Origin of the sequence: Vibrio sp. 99-8-1, from assembly GCF_013114595.1 — a bacterium.
GTDB lineage: Bacteria > Pseudomonadota > Gammaproteobacteria > Enterobacterales > Vibrionaceae > Vibrio.
The window spans coordinates 1-16,843 of sequence record NZ_VTXE01000011.1; the positions used below are offsets into that span (position 1 = coordinate 1).

15 protein-coding genes and 1 tRNA gene are annotated in these 16,843 nt (G+C 44.0%); 9 read left to right on the forward strand and 7 right to left on the reverse strand.

Annotated elements, in window-relative coordinates; all coding sequences use genetic code 11:
• The first annotated feature begins 313 nt into the window (after positions 1–313).
• Entirely contained in the window at positions 314–1,825 is a 1,512-nt protein-coding gene (locus F0227_RS07605) for a helicase-related protein (RefSeq protein WP_171752599.1), read from the forward strand.
• A 538-nt stretch (positions 1,826–2,363) separates the two neighbouring features.
• Here the strand turns inward: F0227_RS07605 and F0227_RS07610 are convergent.
• From F0227_RS07610 to rpsU, 5 genes are all read right to left on the reverse strand, one after another.
• Positions 2,364–2,439, reverse strand: a tRNA-Ile gene (locus F0227_RS07610).
• Between the two features lie 162 nt (positions 2,440–2,601).
• Positions 2,602–4,446, reverse strand: coding sequence for an RNA polymerase sigma factor RpoD (gene rpoD, locus F0227_RS07615; protein WP_171752600.1), 1,845 nt, complete (start codon positions 4,444–4,446; stop codon positions 2,602–2,604).
• 99 nt (positions 4,447–4,545) lie between these two features.
• Positions 4,546–6,291: a DNA primase gene (gene dnaG / locus F0227_RS07620; protein WP_171752601.1), complete on the reverse strand. Its 1,746-nt coding sequence runs from the start codon at positions 6,289–6,291 to the stop codon at positions 4,546–4,548.
• A 96-nt stretch (positions 6,292–6,387) separates the two neighbouring features.
• Complete coding sequence (locus tag F0227_RS07625; protein ID WP_171752602.1) at positions 6,388–6,831, reverse strand: GatB/YqeY domain-containing protein; 444 nt, start codon at positions 6,829–6,831, stop codon at positions 6,388–6,390.
• Positions 6,832–6,858: 27 nt separating this feature from the next.
• On the reverse strand, positions 6,859–7,074 hold the full coding sequence (gene rpsU / locus F0227_RS07630) for a 30S ribosomal protein S21 (RefSeq protein WP_001145625.1): 216 nt from the start codon (positions 7,072–7,074) through the stop codon (positions 6,859–6,861).
• A gap of 207 nt (positions 7,075–7,281) precedes the next feature.
• On the opposite strand from rpsU, the gene tsaD reads away from it, so the two are divergent.
• Positions 7,282–8,304: a tRNA (adenosine(37)-N6)-threonylcarbamoyltransferase complex transferase subunit TsaD gene (gene tsaD, locus F0227_RS07635; protein ID WP_171752603.1), complete on the forward strand. Its 1,023-nt coding sequence runs from the start codon at positions 7,282–7,284 to the stop codon at positions 8,302–8,304.
• A 210-nt stretch (positions 8,305–8,514) separates the two neighbouring features.
• Here the strand turns inward: tsaD and plsY are convergent, their stop codons facing one another.
• Positions 8,515–9,108: a glycerol-3-phosphate 1-O-acyltransferase PlsY gene (gene plsY / locus F0227_RS07640; RefSeq protein ID WP_171752604.1), complete on the reverse strand. Its 594-nt coding sequence runs from the start codon at positions 9,106–9,108 to the stop codon at positions 8,515–8,517.
• A gap of 219 nt (positions 9,109–9,327) precedes the next feature.
• Between plsY and folB the strand changes: the two genes are divergently transcribed.
• The 3 genes from folB to F0227_RS07655 are packed head-to-tail and all read left to right on the forward strand — an operon-like array spanning position 9,328 to position 10,982.
• Positions 9,328–9,687 (forward strand): bifunctional dihydroneopterin aldolase/7,8-dihydroneopterin epimerase, encoded by a 360-nt coding sequence (gene folB / locus F0227_RS07645; RefSeq protein WP_171752605.1) that lies wholly within the window; start codon positions 9,328–9,330, stop codon positions 9,685–9,687.
• A complete protein-coding gene (gene folK, locus F0227_RS07650) occupies positions 9,684–10,175 on the forward strand; it encodes a 2-amino-4-hydroxy-6-hydroxymethyldihydropteridine diphosphokinase (protein WP_171752606.1) in 492 nt (163 codons plus the stop codon). Before folB ends, folK begins: the two co-directional genes overlap by 4 nt.
• A complete protein-coding gene (locus F0227_RS07655; RefSeq protein ID WP_171752607.1) occupies positions 10,176–10,982 on the forward strand; it encodes an undecaprenyl-diphosphate phosphatase in 807 nt (268 codons plus the stop codon). It begins immediately after the preceding gene.
• 92 nt (positions 10,983–11,074) lie between these two features.
• Here F0227_RS07655 and F0227_RS07660 read toward each other — a convergent pair whose 3' ends face one another.
• A complete protein-coding gene (locus tag F0227_RS07660) occupies positions 11,075–11,968 on the reverse strand; it encodes a LysR family transcriptional regulator (RefSeq protein WP_171752608.1) in 894 nt (297 codons plus the stop codon).
• 156 nt (positions 11,969–12,124) lie between these two features.
• Here F0227_RS07660 and F0227_RS07665 point away from each other — a divergent pair, with 156 nt between their 5' ends.
• The 4 genes from F0227_RS07665 (at position 12,125) to F0227_RS07680 (ending at position 16,825) form a co-directional block, all read left to right on the forward strand.
• Complete coding sequence (locus F0227_RS07665) at positions 12,125–12,523, forward strand: Rid family hydrolase (RefSeq protein WP_171752609.1); 399 nt, start codon at positions 12,125–12,127, stop codon at positions 12,521–12,523.
• Between the two features lie 63 nt (positions 12,524–12,586).
• Positions 12,587–14,047 carry an aldehyde dehydrogenase family protein gene (locus F0227_RS07670; protein ID WP_171752610.1) on the forward strand — a complete coding sequence of 487 codons (1,461 nt, stop codon included), beginning with the start codon at positions 12,587–12,589 and terminating at the stop codon, positions 14,045–14,047.
• A gap of 60 nt (positions 14,048–14,107) precedes the next feature.
• Positions 14,108–15,097 carry a membrane dipeptidase gene (locus F0227_RS07675; RefSeq protein WP_171752611.1) on the forward strand — a complete coding sequence of 330 codons (990 nt, stop codon included), beginning with the start codon at positions 14,108–14,110 and terminating at the stop codon, positions 15,095–15,097.
• A 111-nt stretch (positions 15,098–15,208) separates the two neighbouring features.
• A complete protein-coding gene (locus F0227_RS07680; protein ID WP_171752612.1) occupies positions 15,209–16,825 on the forward strand; it encodes a BCCT family transporter in 1,617 nt (538 codons plus the stop codon).
• Positions 16,826–16,843 lie beyond the last annotated feature (18 nt).

The window sequence follows — 16,843 nt, forward strand, 5'->3', positions numbered from 1 at the left end:
GCTTCACGAGCAAATGCTTCTAGAGCTTTCTTATCCATGTTGCTTATCCTTAGCCATGACTGGCTTAATTATAAGCAGATACACAAATTAAATTACAGTCTCTAGAAATGCTCTTCTAGCATCAGTAATTAAAGTCCTAGAGTACAGAAACTCATCGACTGCATTCAAGTTCTTAACCCCATTCTTGCAAGATCCTTCCAGTCTGGACTTCAAAGATTCAAGCAAAGACTCTGTCAGCTATAAGGTTACAGAGTACGTTAAATCAGAATGTTTGTATATTGCAGACTATAGACCTACAGTCCCTGAAGTGACAATGTATGACCAATTTACGGATGAATTTACCGATTGTATTAATGACTCCAAGAGTTCTATTAGTTACCTTTTAGATAATTCACTTTGTAAGAATATCATCTATTTTAATCGTCCTAAGCATATCCAAGAGTTTGCCAAAGAGCTTGCAGAATCACTTCCAATGGTTCAATCCCAAGAGTTAAGTTTGGCTATTCAAGAAATACAGGCAAGCACCCATGAACAATACCTTTTACTGTATTGCTTACAAAGAGGAGTTTTGTATCATCATGGCTCAATGACAGACTCCATGCGCAATTATGCAGAGTTTTTATATCGAAGTTGTAATGAGATAAAATTTTTGGTTTCTAGCTCAACGTTATTGGAGGGAGTCAACCTACCAATAGAGAGGATGTTTTTATTTGATGTTAGAAAAGGCTTAAGAAGTTTAAGCCCTTCTCAATTTAAAAACCTAATTGGTAGGGTAAACCGTTTTAGTGAAGTCTTTGGTGCCGCATCTTTGGAATCATTACAGAAGCTTCAACCACAGATTCATATCGTTGGAACTGACCGATTTTTAAGAAAAGGGGCAAACTTACAAAAATTTATTAAAAATGTTATGTATGTGAATAAGGTTGAGAAAGATAGTGTTGAAAACCTTTTTCTTGATGGCTCAGAGATTAATGATAGTAATAAAGATGAATATCAAAGGTTATTGACTAGACTCGAAAATCTAGAAGAGGGTATCAGTGATATGAAAAACCTTCCAAGAGTTGAGACTCCAGTAGGTTTGAAGTTACTAGAGCATAATATCTCTGATATCGATGTATTTAAGTATGAGGTTGAAATACATAACGTTCTAAAGCAATGCCAAAGTGAATATGGCTTAATTAACGACTCTAACACTTTGATGCTTGTTATATATCGAGTTTTTATCTCATTCGTTAAGAAAAGTGCAACTAATCAAACAAACAATTTGCTGCGCTTAGAGAGCGATAAAGCACAAACATTTTATGCTATGTTTCTTGACTGGAGTATAGAAAATGCGCCACTAGGCGTAATGATTGGACGTTTTATTCACTATTGGAATCAGTTACCTGATAATACCCCTGTATTTACCGGAAGCTGGGGAGACTCAACGAAAGGGGACTCTCACAGAGAAGTGTTTACTTATATATCTAGAAAAAGTAAATCAGAGCAAATTAATTTAGCCATTGTAAGGATTAAAGAGGAAGAAGATTTCTTTGATTATGTGCTATTTCGATTTGTTGAGATACTACATGAGCTAGATATAATGGATGATAATTACTATAAACTTGCTAAGTATGGAACTGTAGATAAGAAAACTATCACTATGATCCAAAATGGATTTAGTCGTGGTGTTGCTGAGATGATACGGAGTAAGTATCCAGATTTCTATACGGTTGAAGATAGTGGGCGAATGAATGTAGAAACATCCTTACATCAAAAATTAATAGACGATAAAGTTGGATTTTTACATCGTCATGAAATTAGTTTAAATGTGCCTAAAGCATAAAGTCGAATACGTAACGATTATTTTGACCCTGTAAATAATTATTTTTAACTGGCTTTGTAAGTGAATCTGCACTTTGGATACGAAGAGCTGCCATAGTATCCTGAACGCCCTTTTGCTTATTAATTTTTGCTATTCGTAAAACGAACTCAGATTGACAAATAAGGCATGTGTGTTTTGCTAAGCGTTTCGCTTAAGACTTAGGTTTACTTTCAGTGTTATCTAACTTATAGCGCCCAGTTTCGATCATGTTGACTAGTTTACTATCGTTAACACTAGCCAGAAGCGCTCATCTATTGAAAATTGGATAACCTCTTTTGGAAAGTCTCTTCTTAATAAGCTGTCATTTTTCCTTGCTATGATCAATTACAATTTTTATGTCATAAAATCATTCCTAGAGGAAAAGAGAATTACTATTAAAAGTAGGACTGAAAAGAGAGTTGTTATGAATGCTGTGTAGCAATTGGATTTGAGTTGCTACACAGAGAGCAGAAATGAAAAAGGCCTGAGAAGCGAAAATGCTCTCAGGCCTTATGGTATCTGGTGGCCCCTCGCAGACTTGAACTGCGGACCAATCGATTATGAGTCGACTGCTCTAACCACTGAGCTAAGGGGCCAATGGAGGGAGATTATAGGGGATGAACCCATTGCTGTCTAGAGAGTAATGGGGGTATTTGCGCTTAGTTTTTATCCACTTAAATCAGTTTCAATAAAAAAGGTGAGCGTTTGCTCACCTTTTAATCAAATATTGAATTTTAACACTGTTTTCAATTGCTATTTTATTCGTCTAGGAAGCTGCGCAGAGTTTCTGAACGACTAGGATGACGAAGTTTACGCAGTGCTTTTGCTTCAATCTGACGGATACGCTCACGAGTTACGTCGAACTGTTTACCAACCTCTTCTAGAGTGTGGTCAGTGTTCATGTCGATACCAAAGCGCATACGCAGTACTTTTGCTTCACGAGGCGTTAGGCCAGCTAGTACGTCTTTAGTTGCAATCTTCAGGCTGCCTGATGTTGCAGAGTCTAAAGGTAGCTCTAGCGTGGTGTCCTCAATAAAGTCACCTAAGTGCGAATCTTCGTCGTCACCAATTGGTGTCTCCATAGAGATTGGCTCTTTGGCAATTTTCAGTACTTTACGGATCTTGTCTTCAGGCATTTGCATGCGCTCAGCCAATTCTTCTGGTAACGGCTCACGACCCATCTCTTGCAGCATTTGGCGAGAGATACGGTTAAGCTTGTTGATCGTTTCGATCATGTGTACCGGAATACGAATAGTACGTGCTTGGTCAGCAATTGAGCGAGTAATAGCCTGACGGATCCACCATGTCGCATAAGTAGAGAACTTATAACCACGGCGATATTCAAACTTATCTACCGCTTTCATTAGGCCGATGTTACCTTCTTGAATCAAGTCCAAGAACTGTAGGCCACGGTTGGTGTATTTCTTGGCGATAGAAATAACCAGACGTAAATTCGCTTCAACCATCTCTTTCTTGGCACGGCGTGCTTTCGCTTCACCGATAGACATACGACGGCTGATGTCTTTAATGCTTTGTACTGGAAGAGAGGTCTCTTTTTCGATCATAGCCAGTTTTTGAATGCTACGACGAATGTCCTCTTCGTTACGTTTGATTTTTTCTGCATAAGGTTTGTCTGATGCAAGTACTTGGTCTAGCCAAGCGTCAGACGATTCGTTACCAGTAAATGCTTGTACAAACGTCTTCTTCGGCATTTTGCCGTATTCAACACATTGGCGAATAATTAAACGCTCTTGTGTACGAACACGATCCATAGAAGTACGAAGTTCGTTTACTAGGTAATCAAACTGTTTTGGAATCAAACGGAACTCTCTGAATACTTCCAGAAGGCTCTCTTTTGCCGCTGAGGTTGCATTACTTTCACGACCATGTTCGTTGATCGCAAGTTGCATGTTTTGATAGGTGTTACGAAGCTCGGTAAATTTCTCTAGAGCAAGCTCTGGATCAATACCTGTATCTTCTTCTTCCTCGTCCTCATCGCTATCCGCATCTTCTTTGTCTTCATCTTCTAGATCTGACTCAGCAAGCTCAGAACCGATGTGAGTGGCGGTAGGTGCTACCGTGCCATCATCGTTCGGGTCAACAAAGCCTGAAATAATGTCAGTAAGACGAAGCTCTTCAGCCTGAACTTTATCAAACTGTTCAAGGATGTAAGAGATGGTGCCCGGATACTCTGCAACAGAACATTGAACTTGGTTAATACCATCTTCAATGCGTTTTGCAATGTCGATCTCGCCTTCGCGAGTCAATAGCTCGACTGTACCCATTTCACGCATATACATACGTACTGGGTCAGTTGTTCGACCTATTTCGTTCTCAACACTGGATAGTGCAGCTGCCGCAGCTTCTGCTGCGTCTTCATCGGTGATGACATTGTCATCGTTTAGCGACATTTCATCTGCATCTGGTGCAGTTTCAACGACTTTAATACCCATGTCGTTGATCATTTGAATGATGTCTTCTACCTGTTCAGAATCTACGATTTCTGCTGGTAGGTGGTCATTTACTTCGGCGTAGGTCAGATAGCCTTGTTCCTTACCTTTTATGACAAGTAACTTTAGCTGTGACTGCGGATTTTGATCCATAGACGATACCCAACTTCAGGTCTGAGTGATGGTGTAAGTATGCGAAACGCAAACCGCCAATTATAACAAATTTTAACCTTGCTGACTAATCAATATGGGTTACGCTTTTAAATCAAGCATTAAAGCTTGTAGCTCCCGTTTCTCTTCGGTTGATAAACCGATACTTCTTGCCTTAGCCTGCAAGCTTTCTATCTGCTTTTCTACGCACTGGGCAAGAATATTGTCCAGTGAGTCTAAAAATATATCTTGTTGATTATCATCTTCGAGTGGAATATCCCAACTCGCTAGGCGAGATAATAGCGCCTCATTTTGCGTATTGCGCCAATGCTCTATTAATTGGCCTGTGTTGATATGGGGATAAGCATTACATTTATCAAGCACATCATGTAATAAACTTAGACCCGGAATGTTAATTTCGCGAACATCCGTTAAATCTGGCACAAATTCACTATAGCTCGGATTTTGTACAAGCAAAGCTATGACTACCCGCATTGGGGTTTTGGCTATTTTTTGTGGCGCGCTGTGGTTCTGCTTTGCGGCTCTTTTTGACGAGGCTTGATGCTCCAAAAAGTGTCCGGTTTTTTCGCCAAGCATTTTAAATAGCTGTGCTTGCAGGTGGTCGTCCGGTATTTTTTCTATTAGTGGTTTTGCTAACGCTTCTAATGCGGCTTTACCTTCGTTACTGCCTACCTGAACCTGACTAGTGAGGTTTTTAAATAGGTAAGTCGAAAGTGGCTCTGCATCTTGTATCTCTTGTTCAAACGCTTCTTTGCCATTTTTGCGGATAAAGCTATCTGGGTCTTCACCATCGGGTAAAAACAGAAACTTTAAGATGTTGCCGCTTTTCAAAAAGCCAAGTGCGTTTTCTAATGCTCGCCATGCCGCTTCTTTACCTGCTCGGTCACCATCGTAACAACACACAACGGTGTTGGTTTGGCGAAATAGCATCTGTAAATGGTCACCTGTGGTGGCAGTGCCTAGTGACGCCACGGAGTAATCTACCCCATATTGCGCTAAGGCCACGACATCCATATAGCCTTCAACCACTAAAACTTGTTGAGGCTCTCGGTGAGCTTGAAGCACTTCATAAAGGCCATAGAGCTCTTTGCCTTTGTGAAAGATTGGTGTTTCAGGGGAGTTAAGGTATTTTGGTGTACCTTCACCTGTAATGCGGCCACCAAAGCCAATCACTCGACCACGTCGATCCCGAATAGGGAACATAACGCGACCACGAAAACGGTCGTAGCGGTTGCCTTTGTCGTTTTCGATAAGCATGCCAGCGGTAACCAGCATCTCTTGGATGTTGGGTTGCTGACCAAAGTTCTTGCGAATGGCGTCCCACTCATCGGCTACGTAACCAATGCCAAATTTTTGTACAACATCGCTGGATAGTCCGCGCTGTTGTAAATACTCAATGGCGTGTTTGTTGCTGGCGACTTTTAGCTGTGACGAGTAAAACTGAGAAATACTGCCCATAAGGTCATATAAGCTGCGTTTCTCTTCGCTGTTTGCTCGTGGTGTGTGGCTTATCTCACCACTCCGCTGTTCTCGGGGGACATCTAGGCCTAAACCGTTCGCCAGCTCTTCAATGGATTCAACAAAATCGAGGTTGTCGAACTCCATAACGAAGTCAATGGCGTTTCCGTGGGCACCACAACCAAAACAGTGGTAAAACTGTTTCTCTTGGCTAACGGAAAAGGATGGGGTTTTCTCGTTATGAAAAGGGCAGCAAGCACTGTAGTTTTTGCCTTTCTTTTTTAACTTTACCCGGGCGTCGACAATATCCACGACATCCACTCTGGCGAGTAGGTCATCAATAAAATTACGTGGAATAAGTCCAGCCATATATCCTAGGGTCTTTTAAAATAATCGAGAATAGCGAATACGAACAAGCCGCGCATTCCAAAAAGGATAGCACGGCTTGCTAAAATTTCTTTGAGCTTAAGCGAGTTTAGCGCGAACCAACCCACTTACTTTGCCCATATCTGCACGCCCTTGAATTTGAGGTTTAAGAACGCCCATTACCTTACCCATGTCTTGCATGCCCGCAGCACCAGAGTCAGTAATCGCACTTTCAATAAGTGCTGTTACTTCGTCATCCGTCAGCGGTTGAGGCATAAATTCCTCAAGTACGGTAATTTCAGCCTTCTCAACATCAGCAAGATCATGACGATTTGCAGTTTCATATTGAGCGACAGAATCGCGACGTTGTTTAACCATTTTTGTCATGACAGCAATTATGTCGTCGTCGGTCAGAGTGATCCGCTCGTCGACTTCACGTTGCTTAATGGCAGAAAGGGCTAAACGAATAGTGCCAAGGCGCGGTTTGTCCTTGGCTTTCATCGCTATTTTTTGCTCTTCTTTGAGTTGGTCAATAAGAGCCATAACTAATTTCCTTTAAGAATTCAGTTATTAGTACAGGCGAACGCGACGTGCGTTTTCGCGAGCAAGCTTCTTAGCGTGACGCTTTTGTGCAGCTGCTTTAGCGCGTTTGCGAACTGTAGTTGGTTTTTCATAGTGCTCACGACGACGTACTTCAGATAAGATACCTGCTTTTTCGCAAGAGCGCTTGAAACGACGAAGTGCAACGTCGAACGGTTCGTTTTCACGTACTTTAACTACTGGCATATGCCTTTCACCTCAGGGGTTATTCGTTAATGCTGGTTCCTCTGTGCCGAATCGTTAGCGATTGGCATTAACCAGCTTGATCAAAAATGGTGCGGAATTTTAATCCGAGAAGTACACCTTTGTAAAGCTTTATCGTGGTCAAATTTTGTTTGATTAGGTAATATTGCGCCAAATTTATTTTTTAATGTTGATGACGCCGAGAAAAGTATGCGCATTTTAGGGTTAGAAACGTCGTGTGATGAAACCGGCGTAGCAATTTATGACGATGAGAAAGGGTTGCTTTCTCATCAACTTTACAGCCAAGTAAAACTGCACGCCGACTACGGTGGCGTGGTGCCTGAGCTGGCATCAAGGGATCATGTCAAGAAAACCATTCCACTGATTAAAGAAGCATTGAAAGAGGCCAATTTAACCTCTGATGACATCGATGGTGTGGCTTATACCGCAGGGCCGGGTTTAGTGGGGGCGCTATTGGTTGGTGCGACTATCGGACGCAGCTTAGCGTACGCATGGAATGTTCCAGCGGTGGCGGTTCACCATATGGAAGGGCATTTATTGGCGCCAATGTTAGAAGATAACCCACCGCCATTTCCATTTATTGCTCTGTTGGTTTCTGGTGGCCACACCATGATTGTTCAGGTGATGGGCATTGGTGATTACCAAATCCTTGGCGAATCTATTGATGATGCGGCAGGAGAAGCGTTTGATAAAACGGCTAAATTAATGGGGCTGGATTATCCCGGTGGGCCATTGCTGTCACGTTTAGCCGAAAAAGGCACTGCAGGTCGTTTTAAGTTTCCTCGTCCGATGACGGATAGACCGGGGCTAGATATGAGCTTCTCCGGGCTGAAGACATTTGCAGCGAATACGATCGCAGCGAATGATAACGATGATCAAACTCGCGCAGACATTGCTTATGCGTTTCAAGAGGCGGTCTGCTCAACGTTATCCATTAAGTGTAAACGAGCATTAGAACAAACCGGACTAAAGCGTATTGTTATTGCTGGCGGAGTGAGTGCGAACAAACAGTTACGCGCAGAGCTGGCAGCATTGGCGAAACGTATTGGTGGTGAAGTGTATTACCCAAGAACCGAGTTCTGTACCGATAATGGCGCGATGATCGCTTATGCGGGAATGCAGAGGCTTAAAAATGGGGATACAACGGATTTATCGGTTAAAGCACAACCAAGATGGCCGATTGATCAGCTCACACCAATAGAGAGTGAGTAATATAACCTAGCAGCCCCTTGCACGTTCCTTTCATCTATCTCGTTCCCATGATTCTCGTGGGAACGCATATCGACGTTAATCCATAACCGAAGGGCTGCTAAACCCTTCAGCGCAAAGAATCAGTTGGGCGTTTCGTTAAGGTCAGGTATGCATTACCACGCGAGAGCGTGATAATGAGGATGCTTCTTATGGTAATAAGGAAAAAGGTTTTTACTGCTGACTGGTGCCGATTTTAGGTTCGTCGCCTTTAATTAATCGGCGGACGTTTTCATGGTGGCGCAGTAAAATTAAGCAGCACAGCATGGCCACAGGCAGCGTGTAGAGGGGTTTAAATACCCAAGCGTAAAATGGTGCGATTAAGGCAGTAATAATGGCAGCAAGGGAAGAGTAGCGGGTAATAATCGCAGCTACAATCCAAGTCGCAGCGAGTAATCCGGTTAAGCCCCAACCTATGGGGGCAATGGCACCAATGGCCGTGGCCACGCCTTTGCCACCTTTAAAATGGAAGAAGATCGGATAAATATGACCGAGGCAGGCGGCGATGCCGATAAAGCCAAGCATTAATGGCTCAATACCTAGATAGTAACTGCCCCAAACCGGAATTGTCCCTTTTAACATGTCGCAAATCAGAACCGCGAGAGCCGACCATTTCCCCCCAATTCTAAGTACGTTAGTGGCGCCGGGGTTGTGCGAACCCGTCTCTCTTGGATCCGGAAGATCAAATAATCGGCAGATCAAGATGGCACTAGAGATCGAACCTAGTAAGTAGGCAAAGATGATCATGCAAAGTGCTAGTGGCGTCATGGCTATCCTATGAAGCAAAAAAGGGGTAAAGTGTCCGGCTTAAAAATAATACGTCTTTTTAATGAGTATTGGTATCCGACCTGTTGCTGATTGGTATCTTATCGCATTTTTTTTGTTCAATAAGGTGACTTCGCTCGTGTATTTTGCCTTCGTTCGAGCATTATTATCAAAGCAGGTAACATTTTTCCTTCGTATGAATGATTTTATAGGAGTTTATTAATGGCTTTAGACACAGTTTTTATTGAGCAGCTAGAGGTAATAACCACCATTGGTGCTTATGATTGGGAACAAGAGATTAAGCAGAAGCTGGTGCTTGATATTGAAATGGCGCACGACAACCGCCCAGCGGGCAAAAGTGATGATGTTGAAGATGCATTAGACTATGCTAAAGTGAGTCAAGCGGTGCTTGAGCACATTGAAAACGGTCGTTTTTTATTGGTTGAACGAGTGGCGGAAGAGATTGCCCATTTAATTATGCAGCGTTTTTCAGTGCCTTGGATTAAAGTTCGTTTAACTAAACCCGGTGCGGTTCCTCAAGCAAAAGGGGTTGGAGTGGTGATTGAACGAGGAACGCGATGATTACCACCTATATTGGCATTGGCAGTAACGTAAACCGAGAATATTACTCTCAGTTTGCGGTTGAAGCGTTATCTGAACTTGGTAAAAATATCGTCATATCTAGCGTATATGATTGTGCTTCAGTTGATTTTGACAGTGCCCCTTTTTTCAATTTTGTCGTGCAGTTTGATACGGCAATGAGTTTGCCTCAACTCTCTAAAGCGTTACGAGAGATTGAGTTCAAAGCAGGCAGAGCGCAGGATGCTCAGAAATATCAAGATAGAACGCTGGATCTCGATATTCTGCTATTTGGTGAAGAGGTCTCCAGTGCTTCACCTCAAATACCAAGGAAGGACATTTTTAAGTACCCATTTGTGATTCAACCACTTTATGATTTATCTCCGGATCTTTGTATTCCTGATGATGGCCGTTTAGTTAAAGAGGTGTGGTTGAGTATGGATAATCTTCAATCCCTTACTAAAGCGGATTTTCAATTTAGTGGTTGTTAAATGACGTATTTTGAAGCGTTTATATTGGCTCTCATTCAAGGGCTTACCGAGTTTTTACCTATTTCTAGCTCGGCGCACCTTATTCTCCCTTCGGCTATTTTGGGCTGGGAAGATCAAGGCTTAGCCTTTGATGTCGCGGTGCATGTAGGAACATTAGCCGCCGTGGTGATCTATTTTAGACAAGAGATAGTGACACTCTTTACTGCGCTAATGGGGTCAATCTTTCGTCAAGAGAAAAGCAAAGAGTCTAAGCTGGCATGGATGATCATACTTGCCACCATTCCTGCCTGCCTGTTCGGCTTGTTTATGAAGGACATAATTGAGCTCTACTTAAGAAGTGCTTGGGTAATAGCGACCACCACGGTGATATTTGCGTTACTGCTATGGTGGGTAGATAAACATGGCCGTTTTGCTGACGATGAGTACAGCGCGGACTGGAAGAAATCACTGTTTATTGGTGTTGCTCAGGCGTTAGCAATGATTCCTGGTACGTCTCGTTCGGGGGCCACCATTACTGCGGCGTTGTATCTTGGCTTTAGTCGTGAAGCGGCTGCTCGCTTTTCGTTTTTAATGTCGATCCCTATTATCACCTTGGCAGGGGGATATCTTGGCTTAAAACTGATCTCTAGTGGTGAGCCTGTTCACTTGGGGATGCTCGGCACGGGGATGATTACTTCGTTTATCAGTGCCTATATCTGTATCTATTTCTTCCTGAAGCTTATCTCAAAAATGGGCATGACTCCTTTTGTTATCTATCGCTTACTGCTTGGTTTTGGCCTGTTTGGTCTACTGATTTTCAACGGTTAAGCATCACATTGAGGCGTAAAGGCTTCAATTGAATTAGGGCTATAGCACGATCTTTATTGAATCTGGCTATGGCCCTTTTTATTTACTGCCTGTTAATGCTGCTCAACCGATGTGGTGCTCAGCTGTTGGATGCACAGGGCTTGAAAAGCTTTCGCCTGAGGAGAGATGGTTCTGTCACTTAAAGTGAAAATACCGATTTCTCTCTCCAATGGGGGATCTATAAGAGGTATCCATACCAATGGCGTGTCATTAGTTGGAAATGCCAACTTGGGCAGTGTTGTGACGCCTATGCCTAGCTCTAACACAGAAAATAGAGAGGTGATGTTCTCGACAGAATAGAGTGCTTGCTGCGACAGTGTCCCGGCTGGTGTCGGGTCTAGTAATTTACAGGTTCCATTGCGGATAAAAGGCTGCTTAAGAAGTGTCTGCCATTCAATACCGTCAACTTGCTTGGCAATGGGATTATCTTTTAAACAGACAACGCCAATAGGATCTGAAATCAGCGGCGTAAAATCGATGCCTGTTTCCTCTAGGCTAGATGGGTTACCAAGAGCTAAGTCCACCTCTCCCGATAACAACCGCGCTTCTACGCCTGAGGCATTGTCATCAATAAGGCTAACTTCTACATTTGGGTGCTGTTCGCAAAAGTGACCTAACACGCTAGGAATAAGCTTTGCCGCTACGGAGGGCACACTCGCTATCTTAACTCTTCCTTGCTGACCTGCCGCGGCGGCTTTTAAGTCGTTATCCAAGGCACTGTATATGTTGAGAAACTGGATGATTTTGGGTAAACAAATCTCCCCAAAAGGGGTGAGCTTGGCTTTGTTTCCTCCTTCAAACAGCGACTGTCCAAGGGTTCTCTCTAACTCCTTTATCGAGGTTGATAGCGCTGCCTGAGAGCGATTGGCTCTATTTGAGGCGGCGCGAAAGCCTCCTTCTTCGACGACGATCACAAAATGCCTTAATTGTTGCAGCTTAATACTCAACGTCCTTCCCCTTAAATCCCTTTATTTACTGCAATTAGGGTAGTTCGATAAATTAAATTTATCAATTGTAAAAAATTTATAGTTAGATTTATCGTTAAGTAATGTGCATCATTTAACTAAATTGCAACATTAACATTACAAAAGGTCAAAGTGCTTGTGAGTATTCAAACTAAAAAACAGCCGATAAAAACAGAATTGTTTGCCTCTAAAGCCCCTCTAGAGTGGGCGGTTGTTGGCAACGGCACACTTTATACTGCACAGATCCCAATCGATGAAACTGGCGCGGTTGTAGCGGGGGGAATTGAAGCGCAAACCCGTCAAACGTTTAACAATTTAGTTCATACCCTTGAGTGCGCGGGTGAGTCGATGGACTCAGTGCTTCAAGTTCTTATTTATGTTACCGACCGAGCGTACTTGAAGACGGTGAACGAAATATATGCAGATTATTTTAACGCGCCTTATCCAAACCGTGCCGCCATGGTTGTGGCAGGCTTGGCGCGTGAAGAGATGTTGGTTGAATTTGTTGTATATGCCTCGGCTACGCAGCCGGAATAACAGATAACCATATTAACAGGCTAACGGAAAAGGTTGGCACTGAGTAAAGACAAGGAAAACGCAATGACTTTAATAAATAACGTTCAGACAGAGAAATCGCTCTACATCGCAGGTGAATGGCAAGCGGGTGTGAGTACTGTTGCGAATATTAACCCGTCAGACATAAGTGAAAATTTGGGTGACTTTTCGCAAGCGAGTGACTCTCAGGTTGAGCAAGCGATTCAAGCCGCGAAAGTAGCGCATCCTGAATGGGAAAAATCGCCTCTAGAACGTAAGCAGAGTGTTTTGCAAGCGATAGGTGATGAGCTGATAGCTCGTTGTGATGAACTTGGCACGCTGTTATCTCGTGAAGAGGGCAAACCTTTTGCGGAAGGGCGTGGTGAGATTTATCGCGCTGGCCAGTTCTTTCAATATTTTGCCGCCGAAGTACTGCGTCAAATTGGCGACAATGCAGCCTCTGTAAGACCGGGTGTTTCTGTCGAAGTGACACGCGAAGCGGTTGGAGTGATTGCCATTATTTCGCCATGGAATTTCCCAACGGCAACTGCTGCGTGGAAGATAGCGCCTGCTCTGGCTTTTGGTAACAGCGTTGTTTGGAAACCCTCTAATCTTACTCCTGCAAGTGCCGTTGCTCTTACCGAAATCATCCATCGCCAAGGGCTACCAGCGGGAACATTTAACCTTGTTTTAGGCAGTGGCTCCAAAGCGGGTAACACGCTTATTAATTCAAAAGATGTTAATGGTGTCAGCTTTACGGGCTCTGTAGAGACGGGACGAAAAGTCGCCGCCGCAACCGCGCCGAACTTTGTTCGCAGCCAGTTAGAAATGGGCAGTAAAAATGCCCTTGTGGTGGCGGACGATGCCGATATTCAGATTGCTGTTGAAGCGACAATCGCCGGTTCATTCTCCGGTGCCGGACAAAAATGTACCGCTTCATCTCGCCTTGTTGTGATGGACAAAATCCACGACCGCTATGTAGACGCCCTGATCAAACGCATGAGTGACTTAAAAGTCGGGCATGCATTGGATGACGGCATATTTATGGGGCCGGTTGTTGATGATAAACAGCTTAGCTCTAACTTTGAGTGGATAGAGAAAGCCCGCCAAAGCGGTGCGGAACTTGGCTTTGGTGGTGAAAGATTATCTCTGAAACATGAAGGTTACTACATGTCTCCAACCCTATTCCTAAACAGTAACAATAGCTGGGAAGTGAATCAGGAAGAGGTGTTTGCACCAATGGCGTGTGTCATTCGAGTGGCTGACCTAGACGAAGCAATCGCGGTCGCAAATGACACGCGCTTCGGCTTAACTGGCGGCATTATCACTCAAAGCCTTCGTAACAGCGCCATCTTTAAACAGCAGGTTCAAACCGGTTGTGTGATGGTCAATCTACCAACCGCAGGCACTGATTACCACGTCCCGTTTGGTGGTCGTAAAGAATCAAGCTTTGGTCCTCGCGAGCAGGGTCAATATGCCAAAGAGTTTTATACCGTGGTGAAAACCGCTTACCAACGTCCTTACTAAGCCTATTGGGTGGTGTTGCCACCCATTACTTAACGCAACGAATTTGTATAGGGAGTGGTTATGTACCAGAAAAGGATAGTGATCGACGGCTTGCAGTACTGCAACTGGGATCGAGAGTATTTTCAAACCTTGAAAGTCAGCGGCATTACTGCGGTTCATGCAACGGTTGTTTACCATGAAAATGCCCGTGAAACGCTGACTCGCTTTGCTGAGTGGAATCAACGATTTGAAAATAACGCTGACTTGATCATGCCGATTCATTCGATGGCAGATGTTCAGAGAGCAAAAGAGTTAGGAAAAGTTGGGGTATTTCTTGGGGCGCAAAACTGTTCGCCAATTGATGATGAGATTGGCCTTATTGAAGTGATGCGTAAGCAAGGGCTGTTGATTATGCAGCTTACCTATAACAACCAAAGTTTACTCGCCACTGGCTGCTACGAGCAAAATGACAACGGCATAACTCGATTTGGTCAGCAGGCAATTAAAGAGATGAACCGAGTGGGCATGATCATCGATATGTCTCACAGCGCTGAGCGTTCAACGTTAGAGGCGATCGATCTCTCTACGCGGCCAATCTGCATTAGCCACGCTAACCCAACCTTTGCTCATGATGCATTACGTAATAAATCCGACACGGTGATCAAAGCGCTAACCAGCCGCGGTGGATTGATCGGTTTTAGTTTGTATCCCTTTCATCTTCCTAATGGCAGCCAATGCACACTGGACGATTTTTGCCAGATGGTGGCGAAAGCGGCTGAGCTGTATGGCGTTGAGCACCTAGGTATTGGCAGTGATTTATGTCTTAACCAGCCACAGCAAGTATTGGAGTGGATGAGAAACGGACGTTGGTCTAAAGCGATGGATTACGGAGAAGGATCCGCAAGCAATTCCGGTTGGCCTGATGCATTGCCATGGTTTAACGGCAGCTCAGGCATGGAGAATATTTACAACGGATTAATTCGCTATGGGTTCAGTGAACCTGAAGCGGGACAAATACTGGGCGAGAACTGGTTCGAATTCTTAAAAGAAGGATTAGAGCCTATCTCATAAGTTGTAGCCCAAACATGGAACGACCTGCTGATAAGACAATAACAGAGCAGGTGTTAAAGTTAACTTTTGTAGCAGGTGGTATCTACTGCAAAGAACCTCTGGAGTCAGAGTATGTCTGATTTAAGCAATAGCATGAAAGCATCAACAATGAATGATCCCTCTGAGGCGACATTGTTAAAAAGTACAGCATCTCATGATGCTCAACCGGTCAATGCTAAATCGATGGAGAAACTGGGATTAAGTAATCCCGCATTTTGGTACAGCGGCGGATTTATCGCGCTGTTTGTTGCCGTCGCTCTGTATGACGGAGAAAAACTCTCTGCCATCGTTAATGCCGGTTTTGGCTGGTCAGTACAGGTATTTGGTCCATACTGGCAATTACTTCTGTTGCTCACCTTCCTTATTGGGTTAGGGCTGGCAGCTGGCCGAACGGGTAAAGTTGTTTTAGGTGGCATTAGCACACCAGAGATGGACTCATTCCGCTGGATAGCGATCATCTTCTGTACCTTACTTGCTGGTGGCGGTGTTTTTTGGGCCGCGGCTGAGCCTCTTGCTCACTATGTTAGCCCACCGCCACTATACGGTGCGCAGGAAGATGTTGTGCAGGGTGCAATTAATGCATTGTCACAATCGTATATGCACTGGGGCTTCTTAGCTTGGGCGATTGTAGGTAGCTTAACGTCCATTGTTGTAATGCACCTTCATTACGACAAAGGCCTTCCACTGAAACCGCGTATTCTGTTGTACCCTGTGCTTGGAGAGCGAGCGCTAAAAGGCCATGTGGGCGCGTTAATTGATGCTTGTTGTATCATCGCGGTTGCTGCGGGCACCATTGGCCCTATTGGTTTCCTTGGCTTGCAAGTCAGCTATGCTTTAAATGCTCTGTTTGAGATTCCAGACGGTTTCACTACTCAATTGATCATCATTCTATTTGCTATCGTACTGTATACCCTGTCTGCATTGAGCGGTATCAACCGAGGCATGCAGTTACTGAGTCGCTACAACGTGATACTCGCGGTGGGGCTGATGGTTTATATCCTGATATTTGGCCCAACAGGCTTTATATTTAACGGCTATATCCAAGGTGTTGGCAGTATGCTGGATAACTTTATCCCAATGGCTACTTATCGTGGTGATGAAGGTTGGTTGAGCTGGTGGACGGTGTTCTTCTGGGGCTGGTTCTTAGGCTATGGCCCAATGATGGCTATCTTTATTGCGCGTATCTCTCGTGGTCGTACTATTCGTCAAATTATCTCGACAATTAGCATCGTAGCGCCTCTTACAACCTGTTTCTGGTTCACCATTGTTGGTGGTACTGGTCTGGCGTTCGAGATTGCCGATCCTGGTAGCGTGAGTACCGCATTTGAAGGGTTTAATTTACCGGGAGCGCTTCTTGCTATCACTCAACAGCTTCCTAATCCAATGCTGATTTCGATTCTGTTTCTTATCTTAACCACCATTTTTATCGTCACAACGGGTGACTCAATGACGTACACCATCAGTGTGGTTATTAGTGGCGAAACAGAGCCAAACGCGATTGTTCGTATCTTCTGGGGTGTGATGATGGGTGTAACGGCGTTGATCTTAATCTCGCTGGGATCGGGTGGCATTTCGGCGCTGCAATCCTTCATTGTTATTACTGCAGTTCCAGTCTCTTTGATACTGCTGCCGTCGCTATGGAATGCCCCTCAAATAGCCATGAAAATGGCAAAAGAGCAGAACCTATAATTACGACAATAACCTAGA

Bases quoted from the DNA above. Each gene is read 5' to 3' on its own strand.
- F0227_RS07605 (WP_171752599.1), top strand. From the start codon at position 314: ATGTATGACCAATTTACGGATGAATTTACCGATTGTATTAATGACTCC.
- rpoD (WP_171752600.1), bottom strand. From the start codon at position 4,446: ATGGATCAAAATCCGCAGTCACAGCTAAAGTTACTTGTCATAAAAGGT.
- dnaG (WP_171752601.1), bottom strand. From the start codon at position 6,291: ATGGCTGGACTTATTCCACGTAATTTTATTGATGACCTACTCGCCAGA.
- F0227_RS07625 (WP_171752602.1), bottom strand. From the start codon at position 6,831: ATGGCTCTTATTGACCAACTCAAAGAAGAGCAAAAAATAGCGATGAAA.
- rpsU (WP_001145625.1), bottom strand. From the start codon at position 7,074: ATGCCAGTAGTTAAAGTACGTGAAAACGAACCGTTCGACGTTGCACTT.
- tsaD (WP_171752603.1), top strand. From the start codon at position 7,282: ATGCGCATTTTAGGGTTAGAAACGTCGTGTGATGAAACCGGCGTAGCA.
- plsY (WP_171752604.1), bottom strand. From the start codon at position 9,108: ATGACGCCACTAGCACTTTGCATGATCATCTTTGCCTACTTACTAGGT.
- folB (WP_171752605.1), top strand. From the start codon at position 9,328: ATGGCTTTAGACACAGTTTTTATTGAGCAGCTAGAGGTAATAACCACC.
- folK (WP_171752606.1), top strand. From the start codon at position 9,684: ATGATTACCACCTATATTGGCATTGGCAGTAACGTAAACCGAGAATAT.
- F0227_RS07655 (WP_171752607.1), top strand. From the start codon at position 10,176: ATGACGTATTTTGAAGCGTTTATATTGGCTCTCATTCAAGGGCTTACC.
- F0227_RS07670 (WP_171752610.1), top strand. From the start codon at position 12,587: ATGACTTTAATAAATAACGTTCAGACAGAGAAATCGCTCTACATCGCA.
- F0227_RS07675 (WP_171752611.1), top strand. From the start codon at position 14,108: ATGTACCAGAAAAGGATAGTGATCGACGGCTTGCAGTACTGCAACTGG.
- F0227_RS07680 (WP_171752612.1), top strand. From the start codon at position 15,209: ATGTCTGATTTAAGCAATAGCATGAAAGCATCAACAATGAATGATCCC.